Below are 17,037 nucleotides of genomic sequence, written 5' to 3'. Positions count from 1 at the left end.
GCGGGCGCGGGCGTCGTACCGGTCGGCTCAGAGCTTGTCGAGGAACTGGGTGAGCAGCTCGGTGAAGCGCTCCGGCGTCTCCAGGTGGGGCAGGTGGCTGGCGCCCTCGACGATCTCCCAGTGCGCCCCGGGGACGAGGTCGGCGAAGGGCCGGGCCGCCGCCGGGGTGACCTCGTCGTGCTCGCCGGTGATCACCAGGGTCGGCGTGTCGATCTGCGGCAGCCGGTCGACCAGCGAGTAGTCGCGCAGCGTCCCGGTGATGCAGAACTCGCTCGGCCCGTTCATCGTGTGGTACACCGTCGAATCGCTGTTGATCTCCATGAAGGTGGCCATCAGCTCCGGCGGCAACGGCTTGCACCGGCAGACGTGGCGTTGGTAGAAGACCATCATGGCGGCCTTGTAGGCCGGGCTGTCGGTGGTGCCGGCGGCCTCGTGCCGGCGCAGCGTCGCGTCCACCCCGGGTGGCAGCGCCGCCCGCAGCACGTCCAGCTCCGTCAACCACAGCGGGTACGACGCGGGCGCGTTGGCGATCACCAGACCCCGCAGCCCGGCCGGCCGCCGCACCGCGTGCGCCGCCGCCAGCACCCCGCCCCAGGACTGCCCGAACAGCACGTACTCCTCGGCGATGCCGAGCCGGCCCAGCAGGTTGTCCAGTTCGTCGAGGAACAGCTCCACCGTCCAGAAGTCCGCCCCCCGGTCCCGCAGGTGGGTGGAGCCGCCGTTGCCGAGCTGGTCGTAGTGCACCACCGGCCGGCCGGAGCGGCTCAGCCCGGCCAGGTTGAGCAGGTAGTCGTGGCTGCTCCCCGGGCCGCCGTGCAGCACCACCAGCGGCGGCCGGTCGCCGGGCAGCTCACCGGTGACCCGGTACCAGGTCCGGTACGCGCCGAACTCGACGGTGCCCTTGACGGTCGGTGCCAGTGTCATGTCGTCCACTCCCGCTGTCGTCACTGCGCGATCCAGTCCCGTACCACCTCGGCGGTCGTGCCGACCCGACCCTCCATCATGGTGAAGTGGTCGCCGGGCACCTCCCGGAGCGTGTGCGGGGTCTCCCAGGTGGCCCGCCACCCGTCGTTGTCGCCACCGGCCACGATCGACTCCTGCGGCCGGACGAAGAGCACCGGCGGGTCGATCGGCTCCACCGGGCAGCTCTGCAGCAGCTGCACGTACCGCCCCATCGCCGACAACCGGGCACTGCTGAACTCGCCGAAGGTGCCCTCCCGGTCCAGCAGCGAGTCGAGCATGTGGGTGAAGAACGTCGGCGTGGTGCTGCCGGTGGTCAGGTAGGTGTCCAGCAGCACCACCCCGGTCGGGGCGTACCCCTGCCGGGTCAGCTCACCGGCGGTGGCATGGGCGAACAGCCCGCCGGAGGAGTAGCCGACGATCACGTACGGCCCCTGCTCGGCGATCGGGCGGACCATCTCGGCGAAGACCCGTACCGCCGCGTCGGCCGAGGCGGGCAGGCTCTCGTCCCGGCCGAAACCGGGCACCGGCAGCGTCCACACGTCCCGGGTGCCGCCGAACTCGGCGGTGAACCGGGCGTACTGCTGGTCACCGCCGAGCGCCATCGGCGAGGGGAAGCAGACGATCGCCGGGCGCTGGTCGCCGCGGGCGAGCCGGCGGGGCGCGGGGACCTCCGGCAGGTCGGCCGGCCCGTCGAAGGTGGGCCGGATGTCCGCCACCGCGGAGAGTAGGGCCAGCCCCTGCTGCACCCGGCCGCCCTTGACCGCCGTGCGGAACAGCGCGCTCATCGTGTCGGCGGCGTCGGCCGGGCCGCCGCCGTCCCCGGCCTGCGGCGCGGCCAGCTCGGTCCCCAGCAGGGTGGCGAGCTCGTCGACGCTGCCGTGGTCGAAGACCACCCCGGTGGCCAGCCGCAGCCCGGTCGCCTCGTTGAGTGCGTTGCGCAGCTCCATCGCGGTGAGCGAGTCGAAGCCCAGCTCAACGAAGCGCAGCGCCGGATCGACGTCGCCCGGCCCGCCGTGGCCGAGCACCGTCGCGGCGCGGTCCCGGACCAGGTCGTGCAGCAGCGCCTGCCGGCCGTCGGCGTCCAACTCGGCGAGGGTACGCCGCAGCGCCGCCGGGTCGGGACGACCCGGACCGGATGCGGCCCGCCGCACCGGCGGGACCAGCGTACGCAGGATCGGCGGCACCTCGCCCTCCGCCGAGGAGCGCAGGTCGGCCTTCACCGGCACCAGCACCGCCTCGGTGCGGGCCAGCGCCGCGTCCAGCAGGGCGAGCCCCTCGGCGGTGGACATCGGCAGCACCCCGCCCCGGGACATCCGGGCCCGGTCGGTGCCGCCGAGCCCCTCGGCCATCCCCCCGCCGGCCCACGGCCCCCAGGCCAGGGACTGGGCGGGCAGCCCGGCCGCCCGCCGCGCGCCGGCCAGCGCGTCGAGGAAGGCGTTCGCCGCCGCGTAGTTGCCCTGCCCCGGCCCGCCGAGCACCCCGGCCGCCGAGGAGAACACCACGAATGCGGTGAGCGCCGCGTCGCGGGTCAGCTCGTGCAGGTGGGTGGCGGCGTCGACCTTGGGGCGCAGCACCGCGTCGAGGCGGTCCCGGGTCAGCGACGGGATGATCCCGTCGTCGAGCACCCCGGCGGCGTGCACCACCCCGGTCAGCGGGTGGTCGGCGGGCACCCCGGCGAGCAGCGCGGCGACCGCGTCCCGGTCGGCCAGGTCGCAGGCGGCCACGGTGACCTCCGCCCCGGCGGCGGTGAGGTCCGCGCGCAGCGCGGCCATCCCGTCCGCGTCGGGGCCGCGCCGGCTGGCCAGCAGCAGGTGCCGTACCCCGTACGCGTCGACCAGGTGCCGGGCGACGAGCCGGCCGAGGGTGCCGCCGGCGCCGGTGAGCAGGACGGTGCCCTCGGCGGTGAAGACACTGCCGGGGGTGCCGTCGGGCGCGGCGGCGGGCGTCAGCCGGGCGGCGTGGGCGACGCCCTCCCGGACTACCAACTGCGGTTCACCGCCGGCCAGCACCGCCGGGAGGGCCTGCGCCGACTCGTCGTGGTCGTCGAGGTCGACCAGGACGATCCGGTCCGGGTTCTCCGACTGGGCGGACCGGACGAGACCCCAGGCCGCCGCGGCGGCCGGTTCGGTGACCGGGGTGCCCTGTGCCCCCCGGGTGAGCACCAGCAGCCGGGACGAGGCCAGCCGCTCGTCGGCGAGCCAGCCCTGGAGCAGGGTGAGCAGCTGCCCGGTGGTGTGCCGGGCCCCGGCGGCGAGGTCCCGGGAGTCGGGCTGCACGCTGGCCACCAGCACCACGTCGGGCACGGCCCCGCCCGCGTCCAGGGCGGCCGCGAGGGCGGCCAGGTCGGGGTGGGTCTCGGCGCGCAACCCGACGGTGTCGAGCGCGGCGGACACCTTGAACTCGTCCACCCCGACCAGCGCCCAGCGGCCGGTGGCCGGGGTGGCGGGCAGCGGTACCGGGGTCCAGTCGACCCGGTAGAGGTGCTCCTGCCGGCCGGTGCGGGCGGCGGCGAGCTGCCCCGCGTCGATCTCCCGCAGCACCAGCGAGTCGACCCGGGCGACGGGCGCCCCGGTCTGGTCGGCGAGGGTGAGGGCGACCTGGTCGGGGCCGGCGGGGGTGACGGTGACCCGCAGCGCGCCCGCGCCGGTGGCGTGGACGGCCACCCCGGTCCAGGCGAACGGGACGGCGGTGGCCCCCTCGCCCCGGGTGAGCCCGATCGCGTGCAGGGCCGCGTCGAACAGCGCCGGGTGCAGGTGGAACCGCTCGGCGTCGAGCACGTCGGCGGGGAGCGCGACCTCGGCGTACACCTCGTCGCCGTGCCGCCAGGCGGCCCGCAGGCCCTGGAAGACCGGCCCGTAGACCAGACCCGCGTCGGCCATCCGCTCGTACAGGCCGTCGATCTCGACGGGGGTGGCGCCGGGCGGCGGCCAGGCGGTCGACGGGTCGGCCGGCGGGCCGGCCGGGGTCGGGGTGAGCAGGCCGGTGGCGTGCCGGGTCCACGGCGCGTCCCGGTGCCGGGAGTAGACGGTGACCGGCCGTCCGCCGTCGTCGCCGGGTGCGCCCACCGCCACCTGCACCTGTACGCCGTCGTCGTCCGGGACGACCAGCGGGGCCTGGAGGGTGAGCTCGGCGAGCCGGGCGCAGCCGACCTGGTCCCCGGCCCGGACGGCGAGTTCGACCAGCCCGGTGCCGGGCAGCACGACCGTCTCGCCCAGCGCGTGCTCGGCCAGCCACGGGTGGGTACGCCGGGACAGCAGCCCGGTGGCGATCAGCCCGTCGGTGTCGGGCAGCGTGGTGACCGCCGACAGCAGCGGATGGGCGGCGTCGAGCAGGCCGGCGGCCACCACGTCCCGCTCGGCGTCGGCGTCGCGCATCCAGTAGTACTGGTGTTGGAAGGCGTGGGTGGGCAGGTCGACCCGCCGGCCACCCGGGTTGACCGCCGGCCAGTCGAGGTCGACGCCGCTGACCCACGCCTGGGCCATGCCGGTGGCGTACGCCTCGACCTGACCCCGGTCACGGCGCTGCACGGCGATCGCCACCGCGTCGTCCACGCAGTCGGCGACCATCGCGGTGAGCACGCTGTCCGGGCCGATCTCGATGAACCGGGTGACGCCCCGGGCGGCTAGGGTGGCCACCGCGTCGGCGAACCGCACGGTGCCCCGGACCTGGCCCTGCCAGTACCCGGCCGAGCCGAGTTCGTCGTCGGTAGCCAGGTCACCGGTGGCGGTCGACACCAGGGGGATGTCCGCCGGGTGGGCGGTCACCCCGTCGAGGACCAGCCGGTAGCCGGCCAGCATCGGGTCCATCAGGTGCGAGTGGAACGCGTGTGACACCCGAAGCCGGCGCGTCTTCACCTCCAGGGAGGCCTCCAGCGCCGCGATCTGCTCCTCGGTCCCCGACACGACGACCGCGCGGGGGCCGTTCACCGCCGCCACGTCGATGTCGCCCAGGTCCAGCTCGGCCAGTGGGGCGGCGATGGCCAGCATCGCCCCACCGGCGGGCAGCGCCTGCATCAGGCCGCCCCGGGCCGCGACGACCCGGCACGCGTCCGCCAGGGACCACACCCCGGCCACATACGCGGCAGCCAACTCACCGATCGAATGACCCGCCACGAAGTCCGGCTTCAGCCCCCAGGACTCGGCGAGGCGGAACAGCGCCACCTCGACCGCGAACAACGCCGGCTGCGTCCACCCCGTCCGATCGAGCACACCCTCCGGATCGGTGAACATCACCTCCCGCAGATCACCGTCGAGCAGCGGCCCGAACGCGGCGCACACCTCGTCCAGGGCCTGCGCGAACACCGGGAAGGCCGCCGCCAGCTCACGACCCATCCCCACCCGCTGCGCGCCCTGGCCGGTGAACAACACCGCCGTCCGGCCGGTGGTGACCCGGCCCGACAGGCCGGTGCCGGCAGCCAGCGCCTCCAGACCGGCGGCCAGGTCGGCGGCCGTACCGCCGAGGGCGACGGCCCGGTGGTCCAGGGCCGCCCGGCCGGTGGCCAGGGAGTACCCGACGTCGACCGGTCGTTCGTCGGTGAGGAAGTCCCGCAGGCGGGCGGCCTGGGTGGCGAGGCCGCTGGTGGAGCGGCTGGCCAGCGGCCAGAGCGCCACGGCCGGTGCCGGCGTCGGCTCGGGCGCGACGACGGGCTGCGGGTACTCCTCGACGATGACGTGCGCGTTGGTGCCGCTGATGCCGAACGACGACACCGCCGCCCGACGGGGACGCCCACCGGCAACCCAGTCGACCGCCTCGGTGGCGAGCCGCACGTCGCCGGCGGACCAGTCCACGTGCGGGCTGGGCGCGTCCACGTGCAACGTCCGCGGCACCACCCCGTGCCGCATCGCCAACACCATCTTCATCACACCCGCCACACCCGCAGCAGCCTGCGTGTGACCCAGATTCGACTTCACCGACCCCAACCACAACGGCTCATCCCGGTCCCGACCGTACGTCGCCAGGATCGCCTGCGCCTCGATCGGATCACCCAACGTGGTACCCGTACCGTGCGCCTCCACCACATCCACCTCGCCCGCCGACAACCCCGCATTCGCCAACGCCTGCCGGATCACCCGCTGCTGCGCCGGCCCGTTCGGCGCGGTCAACCCGTTCGACGCGCCGTCCTGATTCACCGCCGAACCCCGGACCAGACCCAGGATGGTGTGCCCGTGCCGACGCGCGTCGGAGAGGCGTTCGAGCACCAGCACGCCGACGCCCTCGGACCACCCGGTCCCGTCGGCGGCCGCCGCGAACGGCTTGCACCGACCGTCCGGCGCCAACCCCCGCTGCCGCGAAAACTCCACGAACGTCTCCGGCGACGCCATCACCGTCACCCCACCGGCCAACGCCAGATCACACTCACCCGACCGCAACGCCTGACCCGCCAGGTGCATCGCCACCAACGACGACGAACACGCCGTGTCCACGGTGACGGCGGGGCCTTCGAGACCGAGGGTGTAGGCGATCCGGCCGGAGACGACGCTGCCGGCGCTGTGCCCGGTCACGTAGTCGTGGTACATCAGGCCGGCGAACACCCCGGTGGCGGAGCCGCGTACCGAGGAGGGGTCGATGCCGGCCCGCTCGAACGCCTCCCACGAGACCTCCAGCAGCTGCCGCTGCTGCGGATCCATCAGGACGGCCTCGCGGGGCGAGATGCCGAAGAAGGCCGGGTCGAAGTTGGCCGCGCCGGGCAGGAACCCGCCCTGGTCGGCGTAGCTGGTGTCGGGGCGGGTGCCGGTCGGGTCGTAGAGCCGGGCCAGGTCCCAGCCCCGGTCGGTCGGGAAGGCGCCGATCGCGTCACCGCCCTCGGCGACCAGCCGCCACAGGTCCTCCGGCGAGGACACCCCACCCGGGTACCGGCAGGCCATCCCCACGATCGCCAACGGCTCGTCGGCCGCCACGGTGCCGACCGGCCGCTCCTGCGGTACGTCGAGCGCGCCGGTCAGCTCCCGGTGCAGCAACTCGGCGAGGGCCGCCGGAGTCGGGTAGTCGAAGATCAGGGTGGCGGGCAACCGCAGGTCGACGGCGGTGGAGAGCGCGTTGCGCAGCTCGACGGCGGTGAGCGAGTCGAAGCCGAGGCTCTGGAACGTGCGGTCCGCCTCCACCGCCTCCGGGCCGTCGAGGCCGAGCACGGCGGCCACGTGGGTGTGCACCAGGTGCCGGACGGCCCCGGCCCGCTCGCTCTCCGGCAGCCCGGCCAGCCAGCCGCTGCCCGGCCGGTCCACCGCTCCGGCGGCGGCGGTACGCCGGGTCGGCCCGGCCAGGCCACGCAGCACCGGGGCCAGCCGGTCCCCGAGGGTACGCAGGGTGGGCAGGTCGAGCCGGGCCGGGACGAGGGTGGCCGGGCCACCGGCGACGGCGGCGTCGAGCAGCGCCAGCCCGTCCTGCGTGCTGAGCGGCAGCACCCCGCCCCGGGACATCCGCTCCCGGTCGGTGTCGGCGAGCCGGTCGGTCATCGCCGAACCGGTGCCCCACAGCCCCCAGGCCAGCGACACCCCGGGCCGGCCCGCCGCCCGACGGGTCACCGCGAGCGCGTCCAGGTAGGCGTTCGCCGCCGCGTAGTTGCCCTGACCGGGTGCGCCCAGCACCCCGGACAGCGACGAGAACAGCACGAACGCCGACAGGTCCCGGTCCCGGGTCAGCTCGTCCAGCAGCGCCGCCGCGTCCGCCTTGGGCCGCAGCACGCCGGACACCCGGGCCGGCGTCAACGACGAGACCACCCCGTCGTCGAGCACCCCGGCGGTGTGCACCACCGCCGACAGGTCCGGCACGCCGGCCAGGACGGCGGTCATCCGGTCGCGGTCGGCCACGTCGCAGGCGAGCAGGTCGACCCGCGCGCCGGCCCCGGTCAGCTCGGCGACGAGATCGTCGGCACCGGCCGCCGCCGTACCGCTGCGGGAGAGCAGCAGCAGCCGGGACACCCCGTGCGCCGTCACCAGGTGCCGGGCGACCGCCGCGCCGAGCGCGCCGGTCGCGCCGGTGACCAGCACCGTGCCGGTGCCGTAGCGCGGTGCCTCCGGTGGCGTCGCCGGCAACGTGCGCCGGACCATCCGGGGGATCCGGACGACACCCTCGCGGACCAGCACCTGCGGGTCGCCGGTGGCCAGGGCCAGCGGGAGCACGTCGTCGAGCCGGTCGGTGTCGGCGTCGACGAGGAGGAACCGGTCGGGATTCTCCGCCTGCGCGGACCGGACCAGGCCCCAGACCGCCGCGCCGGCCAGGTCGGTCACGTCGTCACCGACGGCGTAGCGGGTGAGGACGACGAGCGGGGCGGCGTCGTCCCCGGCCAACCGGTGCTGGACGATCCCCAGCACCCGGTTCACCTCGGCGTGCACGTCGTCGGTGCCGCCCGCGCGCACCACCACCAGCCCGGCCGGCCCGCTGGTGGGGCTGTCGCCGGCACCCGGGCCGGTGGCCGTGGTGGACGGCCCGCCCGTCCGGGTGGTGTCGGGGTGCCAGGCCCAGGTGGGGGTGGTCGCCGAGGGGGTGACGGCGACGGGTTGCCAGTCCAGGCCGAAGACCGCGTCGGCGACGCCGGTGGTGGCGGCGACCTGCACCGGGCGGAGCACCAACGACCGTACGGTGGCCACGGGTGCGCCGAGCGCGTCGGCGACCGCGATCCGGACCCCGCTGCCGGCGGGGGTGAGCCGGACCCGGAGGCTGGTCGCGCCGGTGGCGTGCAGCGTCACCCCCGTCCAGGCGAACGGCAGGCCCCGGTGGGTGTCGCCGTCGGCGCGGGTGAGGGCGTGCAGGCCGGCGTCGAACAGCGCCGGGTGCAGGCCGTAGCCGTCGTGCTCCGTACCGTCGGGGAGGTCGACCTCGGCGAACAGTTCGTCACCGGCCCGCCAGGCGCGGCGCAGGCCCTGGAAGGCCGGGCCGTAGTCGAGCCCGCCGGTGGCCAGGTCGTCGTAGAGGCCGGTCAACGGGACGGGTTCGGCGTCGGCGGGGGGCCACGCGGTGAGGGCGACGCCGGGGGTGTCCCCGGCGACGAGGACGCCGGTGGCGTGCCGGGTCCACGGGGAGTCGTCCCGTTCCCGCGAGTGCACCTGGACGGCACGCCGCCCGGTCGGGTCGGGTGGCTCCACGGCCACCTGCACCTCGACGCTGCCGGCGTCGGGGACGACGAGCGGCGCGTGCAGGGTCAACTCGTCGAGTACACCGGTGCCGACCTGGTCACCGGCGTGGATGGCGAGTTCGACCAGGCCGGTGCCGGGGAACACGACGGTGCCACCGACGGCGTGGTCGGCGAGCCAGGGGTGGGTGTGCGGCGACCACCGGCCGGTGAACACCACACCGTCGGTATTGGCCAGTGGTACGGCGGCGTCGAGCAGCGGGTGGGTGGCGGCGAGCAGGCCGGCGCCGACCAGGGCCGGGTCGTAGAGCCAGTAGTGCTGGCGTTGGAAGGCGTAGGTGGGCAGGTCGACCTGGCGGGCGCCGGGGTGGACGGCGGCCCAGTCGAGGTCGATGCCGCTGGTCCACGCCTGGGCCATGCCGGTGGCGTACGCCTGCACCTGCTCCCGGTCCCGACGCTGCAACGGAACCACCACCGCGTCGTCCACGCAGTCCGCGACCATCGCGGTCAGCACACTGTCCGGACCGATCTCGATGAACCGGGTGACACCCCGCGCGGCGAGAGCAGCCACCGCGTCGGCGAACCGGACCGTCCCCCGGACCTGACCCTGCCAGTACTCGACCGAGCCGAGCTGATCATCACTTGCCAGGTCACCGGTGGCGGTCGACACCAACGGGACACCCGCCGGGTTGGCGGTCACCGACTCCAACACCCGCCCGTAGTCGGCCAGCATCGGGTCCATCAGCTGCGAGTGGAAAGCGTGCGACACCCGAAGCCGCCGGGTCTTCACCTCCAGCGACGCCTCCAACGCCGCGATCTGCTCCTCGGTCCCCGACACGACGACCGAGCGGGGACCGTTGACCGCCGCCACGTCGATGTCGCCCAGGTCCAACTCGGCCAGCGGCGCGGCAATCGCCAACATCGCCCCACCGGCCGGAAGGCCCTGCATCAGACCACCCCGGGCCGCGACGACCCGGCACGCGTCCGCCAACGACCAGACCCCGGCCACATGCGCGGCAGCCAACTCACCGATCGAGTGACCCGCCACGAAGTCCGGCTTCAACCCCCACGACTCGGCAAGACGGAACAGGGCCACCTCGACCGCGAACAGGGCCGGCTGCGTCCACCCCGTCTCGTCGAGGACACCCTCCGGATCGGTGAACATCACCTCCCGTAGATCACCGTCGAGCAGCGGCCCGAACGCGGCACACACCTCGTCCAGGGCCTGCGCGAACACCGGGAACGCCCTTGCCAGGTCACGACCCATGCCGACCCGCTGCGCACCCTGGCCGGTGAACAGCACCGCCGTCCGGCCGGTCGTCAGGTGGCCGTGCACACCCTGGCCGGCGGCGAGGGCGCGGAGGCCGGCGACGCCGTCCCCGACGGCCACCCCCCGGTGCTCCAGGGCCGCCCGGCCGGTGCCGAGGGTCAGCGCCACGTCGGCGGGGTGCAGGTCGGCGTCGGCGAGGAAGTCGGCGAGGCGGGCGGCCTGGGCGGCGAGGCCGCCGGCCGACCGTCCGGAGACCGGCCACAGCGGCACCGGCGTCGGGGCCGGCGGGGCGGGCGGCGCGGCCTCGGGGGCCTGTTCCAGGATCAGATGGGCGTTGGTGCCGCTGATGCCGAACGACGACACCGCGGCCCGGCGCGGCCGGTCCACCGCCGGCCACCGCACCTCGTCGGTGGCGAGCCGCACGTCACCGGCGGACCAGTCCACGTGCGGGCTGGGCGCGTCCACGTGCAACGTCCGCGGCACCACCCCGTGTCGCATCGCCAACACCATCTTCATCACACCCGCCACACCGGCGGCCGCCTGCGTGTGACCCAGATTCGACTTCACCGACCCCAACCACAACGGCCCATCCCGATCCCGCCCATACGTCGCCAGGATCGCCTGCGCCTCGATCGGATCCCCCAACGTGGTACCCGTACCGTGCGCCTCCACCACATCCACCTCGCCCGCCGACAACCCCGCATTCGCCAACGCCTGCCGGATCACCCGCTGCTGGGAGGGACCGTTCGGGGCGGTCAGCCCGTTCGACGCGCCGTCCTGGTTCACCGCCGAACCCCGCACCACACCCAGGACCCGGTGCCCGTTGCGCACCGCGTCGGACAACCGCTCCAGCACCAGCACGCCGACGCCCTCGGACCACCCGGTCCCGTCGGCGGCCGCCGCGAACGGCTTGCACCGACCGTCCGGCGCCAACCCCCGCTGCCGCGAAAACTCCACGAACGTCTCCGGCGACGCCATCACCGTCACCCCACCGGCCAACGCCAGATCACACTCACCCGACCGCAACGCCTGACCCGCCAGGTGCATCGCCACCAACGACGACGAACACGCCGTGTCGACCGACACCGCCGGCCCCTCCAGGCCGAGCGTGTACGCCACCCGGCCGGTGACGACACTGCCGGAGCTGCGCCCGGAGACGTAGTCGTGGTACATCACCCCGGCGAACACGCCGGTGGACGAGCCGCGCAGGGTGCCCGGGTCGATGCCGGCCCGCTCGAACGCCTCCCACGACACCTCCAGCAGCAGCCGCTGCTGCGGGTCCATGATCACCGCTTCGCGGGGGGAGATGCCGAAGAAGACCGGGTCGAACTCGGCGGCGTCGGTGAGGAAACCACCCCTGTCCACGTACGTCGTGTCGGGGCGGGTGCTGGTCGGGTCGTAGAGCCGGGCCAGGTCCCAGCCCCGGTCGGTGGGGAAACCGTCGATGGCGTCCGCGCCGTCGGCGATCAGCCGCCACAGGTCCTCCGGCGAGGTGACGCCGCCGGGGTAGCGGCAGGCCATCCCGACGATCGCCAGCGGCTCGTCGTCGGCGACGGTCGTGGCGACCTTCCGGACGGCGTCGACGCCGTCCGGGCCGGCGATCTCGCTGAGCAGGTGCCGGGCCAGGTCACGCGGCGACGGGTAGTCGAAGATCAGGGTGGCGGGCAGCCGCAGGCCGGTGGCGGCGGAGAGCCCGTTGCGCAGTTCGACGGCGGTGAGCGAGTCGAAGCCCAGCTCCTGGAACGCCCGGCCGGCGTCGATCCGTTCGGCGGAGGCGTGCCCGAGCACCGCCGCCACCTGGCTGAGGACCAGGGCGGTCGCGGCGCGTTCGCGGTCGTCGGTGGACAGTGCGGCGAGGTCCGCCGCCCACCCGGTGGCCCCGGCGGCGGCGCGGGCGGCGGTCCGCCGGGCCGGGCGGACCAGGCCGTGGAACGGCAACGGCAGGTCCTCGCCGAGGGTACGCAGGGCGGCCAGGTCGAGCCGGGCCGGCACCGCGGTCGGGTACGGGTTGGCCACGGCGGCGTCGAGCAGGGCCAGCCCGTCGGCGGTGGCCAGCGGCAGCACCCCGCCCCGGGACATCCGCTCCCGGTCGGCGGCGCCGAGCCGGTCGGTCATCGCCGAACCCTCGCCCCACAGCCCCCAGGCCAACGACACCGCCGGCAACCCGGCGGCGCGACGGGACACCGCCAACGCGTCGAGGAACGCGTTCGCCGCCGCGTAGTTGCCCTGACCGGGTGCGCCCAGCACCCCGGACAGCGACGAGAACAGCACGAACGCCGACAGGTCCCGGTCCCGGGTGGCCTCGTCGAGCAGCCACGCCGCGTCCACCTTGGGCCGCAGCACCGCCGACAGCCGGGCGGTGGACAGCGCCGACACCACGCCGTCGTCGAGCACGCCGGCGGTGTGCACCACCGCCGACAGGTCGGCGCGGGCGTCGAGGAGGGCCGCCACCTGTGCCCGGTCGGCCACGTCGGCGGCGACCAGCTCGACCTGCGCGCCGGCTGCGGTCAGCTCGGCGACGAGGTCGTCGGCCCCTGGCGCGGCGGGGCCGCGACGGGACACCAGCAGCAGCCGGGTGACCCCGTGCGTGGCCACCAGGTGCCGGGCCACCGCCGTACCGAGGGCACCGGTCGCGCCGGTGACCAGCACCGTGCCGGTGCCGAACAGCGGGGCGTCCGGGGTGGCCGGTTCGACGAGCTGACGGGTGAGCCGGGGCACCGAGACCACCCCGTCGCGGACCCGCACCTGCGGCTCCCCGGCGGCCAGGGCCAGGGCGAGCGCCGACGTCACGTCCCCGGCGGGGTCGGTGTCGGTGTCGAGCAGCAGCAGCCGGTCCGGGTTCTCGGCCTGCGCCGAGCGGAGCAGCCCCCAGACCGCCGCCCCGGCCAGGTCGGTCACGTCGGCACCGACGGCACGGCGGGTGAGCACCACCAGGCGGTGGGTGTCCGGGCCGGTCAGCCACTGTCGTACCAGGCCGAGCACCCGGTTCACCTCGTCGTGCACCGCCTCCGGACCGGCGAGGTCCCCGGTCAGCCCGGCGGTCAGCACCAGCAGGTCGGCGGTGCCCGGGACCGCCGACTCCACCTCGGCGGCGACCGGGGTCAGGTCCGACCCGGTGCCGGTGGGCGGGGCGGCCGGGTGGCGGGTCCAGTTCGGGGTGGTCGGGGTGGTGGGGGTGCCGATCTCCTGCCAGGTCAGGTCGAACAGCGCGTCGGCGACCCCGCCGGGGCGGGTCACCTGGACGGGCCGCAGCACCAGCGAGTCGATGGTGGCGACGGGTGCGCCGACCACGTCGGCGACCGCCACCCGTACCCCGGAGCCCGCCGGGGTGAGCCGGACCCGGACGCCGGCCGCGCCGGTGGCGTGCAGGGTGAGGCCGGACCAGGCGAACGGCAGTCCCCGGAAGGTGTCCCCGTCGGCGAGGCCGAGGGCGTGCAGGCCGGCGTCGAGCACGGCGGGGTGCAGGCCGAACCCGTCGGCGTCCACCCCCTCCGGCAGGGTGACCTCGGCGTAGAACTCGTCGCCGCGCCGCCAGACCCGGCGCAGGCCCCGGAACACCGGGCCGTAGACGAGGCCGCCGGTCGCCAGGTGCTGGTAGAGGTCGTCGGTGGGCACCGGTTCGGCGTCGGCCGGCGGCCACTGGGTGAGGGCAATCCCGGCGGTACGCGAACCGGGGGCGAGCACCCCGCTGGCGTGCCGGGTCCACGGGGCGTCGGTGTCGGCGCTGCGGGCGTACACCTGGAGGGTGCGGGTGTGGTCGGTGCCGGCGGGGCCGACGACGACCTGGAGCTGGACACCCCCGTGTTCGGGCAGCACCAGCGGGGCTTCGATGGTCAACTCGTCGACGGTCTCGACGCCGACCTGCGCCCCGGCGTGCAGGGCCAGGTCGACGTAGCCGGTGCCGGGGAAGACCACCGCGCCGTCGACGGCGTGGTCGGCGAGCCACGGGTGCCGGTCGAGGGAGAGCCGGCCGGTGAGGACGGCCCCGTCGGCGTTGGCGAGGGTGACGGCCGCGCCGAGCAGCGGGTGATCGGCGGAGTCCAGGCCCATGGCGGTGGCGTCACCGGGGTCGGCCGGGGCGTCCAGCCAGAACCGCTGGTGCTGGAAGGCGTAGGTGGGCAGGTCGACGGTCCGACCGCCCGGGTTGACCGCCGCCCAGTCCAGGTCGACGCCGCTGATCCACGCCTGGGCCATGCCGGCGGCGTACGCCTCGACCTGCTCGCGCTGGCGCCGCTGGAGCGCGATGGCGGTGGTGTCCTCGACGCAGTCGGCGACCATCGCGGTGAGCACGCTGTCCGGCCCGATCTCGATGAACCGGGTCACGCCCCGCGCGGCTAGGGTGGCCACCGCGTCGGCGAACCGCACGGTGCCCCGGACCTGGCCCTGCCAGTACCCGGCCGAATTCAACTCATCGTCGGTAGCCAGGTCACCGGTGGCGGTCGACACCAGGGGGATCTGCGCCGGGGTCGCGGTGACACCCGCCAGAACCTGCCCGTAGTCAGCCAGCATCGGGTCCATCAGCTGCGAGTGGAACGCGTGCGACACCCGCAACCGGCGCGTCTTCACCTCAAGACGGGACTCCAGCGCCGCGACCCGCTCCTCCGTCCCCGACACGACGACCGAGCGGGGACCGTTGACCGCCGCCACGTCCACGTCACCCAGATCCAGCTCCGCCAGCGGCGCGGCAATCGCCAACATCGCCCCACCGGCCGGCAGCGCCTGCATCAGACCGCCCCGGGCGGCGACGACCCGGCAGGCGTCCGCCAGCGACCACACCCCGGCCACGTGCGCGGCAGCCAACTCACCGATCGAATGACCCGCCACGAAGTCCGGCTTCAGCCCCCACGACTCGGCAAGCCGGAACAACGCCACCTCGACCGCGAACAACGCCGGCTGCGTCCACCCCGTCCGATCGAGCACACCCTCCGGATCGGTGAACATCACCTCCCGCAGATCACCGTCGAGCAACGGCCCGAACGCCGCACACACCTCGTCCAGTGCCCGCGCGAACACCGGGAACGCCGCCGCCAGGTCACGACCCATCCCGACCCGCTGCGCACCCTGACCGGTGAACAACACCGCCGTCCGACCGGCGACGACCCGACCCGACAGGCCACCACCGGCAGCCAGCGCCTCCAGACCGGCCACGCCGTCGCCGAGCACCACGCCCCGGTACGCCGAGGCGGCCCGGGTGGTGCCCAGCGAGTACCCGACGTCCACCGGACGTTCGTCGGTGAGGAAGTCCCGCAGCCGCGTCGCCTGCCCGGCCAGCGCCGCCGCCGACCGGCCGGACAGCGGCCAGAGCACCACCGGCGGCTCGGCGGCCTCGGTCGACTCGACGGCCTCGACCGGCGGGGCCTGCTCCAGGATCACGTGCCCGTTGGTGCCGCTCACCCCGAACGACGACACCCCGCCCCGGCGGGGCTGGCCGTGGTCGGGCCACTGCCGTGCCTCGGTGAGCAGCTGCACGGTGCCGGCCGACCAGTCCACGTGGGTGGAGGGGACGCCCACGTGCAGGCTCTTGGGCAGCACGCCGTGGTGCAGCGCCATCACCAGCTTGATCACGCCGCTGACGGCGGCGGCGGCCTGGGCGTGGCCGATGTTCGACTTGACCGAGCCGAGCCAGAGCGGCCGGTCCGCCGGCCGGTCCCGCCCGTACGTGGCGATCAACGCCTCGGCCTCGATCGGGTCACCGAGGGTGGTGCCGGTGCCGTGCGCCTCGATCAGGTCGACGTCGCCGGAGGTGAGCCCGGCGTTGGCGAGCGCCTGGAGGATGACCCGCTGCTGGGCCACCCCGTTGGGGGCGGTCAACCCGTTGGACGCGCCGTCCTGGTTGATCGCAGAGCCCCGGATGACGGCGAGGACGCGGTGACCGTTGCGCTGGGCGTCGGAGAGGCGTTCCAGCAGCAGCATGCCGACGCCCTCGCCCCAGCCGGTGCCGTCGGCGTCGTCGGAGAACGGCTTGCAGCGACCGTCGGCGGCCAGCCCGCGCTGCCGGCTGAACGCGACGAACGAGCCGGGCGTCGACATCACTGTCACGCCGCCGGCCAGCGCCAGGCCGCACTCGCGTTGCCGCAGCGCGTGCGCGGCCAGGTGCAGCGCCACCAGCGACGACGAGCAGGCCGTGTTGACCGTGACGGCCGGCCCCTCCAACCCCATGCTGTACGCGACCCGCCCGGAGATCACCGCGCCGGAGCTGCCGGTGCTCATGTACGCCTCGACCGGCTCGGGCAGCACGGTGAGCCGGTCCCAGTAGTCCTGGCCGCCACAGCCGACGAAGACGCCGACCGGCCCACCGCGCAGCGAGTCGGGGTCGACGCCGGCCCGCTCGCACGCCTCCCAGCTCGCTTCCAGCACCAGCCGCTGCTGCGGGTCCATGGCCAACGCCTCGCGGGGCGAGATGCCGAAGAACTCGGCGTCGAACTCGGCGGCGTCGTGCACGAAACCGCCCTGCCGGACGTAGCTGCTGCCGGCGGCGTCCGGGTCGGCGTCGTACAGGGCGGTGGTGTCCCAGCCCCGGTCGGTGGGGAAGTCGCCGATGGCGTCGACGCCGTCGGCGACCAGCCGCCACAGCTCCTCGGGCGAGTTGACCCCGCCCGGGTAGCGGCAGGCCATGCCGACGATCGCGATCGGGTCCTGTTCCTGCGACTCGACCTCGCGCAGCCGTTCCCGGGTACGGTGCAGGTCGGCGGTGACCCGCTTCAGGTACCCGAGGAGCTTCTCTTCGTTCGACATC

2 protein-coding genes are annotated in these 17,037 nt (G+C 75.0%); both read right to left on the bottom strand.

The window, feature by feature from the left end; translation table 11 throughout:
• Window positions 1-27: 27 nt before the first annotated feature.
• Window positions 28-933, bottom strand: a complete 906-nt coding sequence (locus tag O7625_RS16820; protein ID WP_348774020.1) for a proline iminopeptidase-family hydrolase — start codon at window positions 931-933, stop codon at window positions 28-30.
• A gap of 11 nt (window positions 934-944) precedes the next feature.
• Complete coding sequence (locus O7625_RS16815) at window positions 945-17,036, bottom strand: type I polyketide synthase (RefSeq protein ID WP_282339790.1); 16,092 nt, start codon at window positions 17,034-17,036, stop codon at window positions 945-947.
• Window position 17,037: the final 1 nt, after the last annotated feature.

This window comes from Micromonospora sp. WMMD714 (assembly GCF_029581315.1).
Taxonomy (GTDB): domain Bacteria; phylum Actinomycetota; class Actinomycetes; order Mycobacteriales; family Micromonosporaceae; genus Micromonospora; species Micromonospora rifamycinica.
This window is presented reverse-complemented; position numbering and strand designations above follow the sequence as displayed.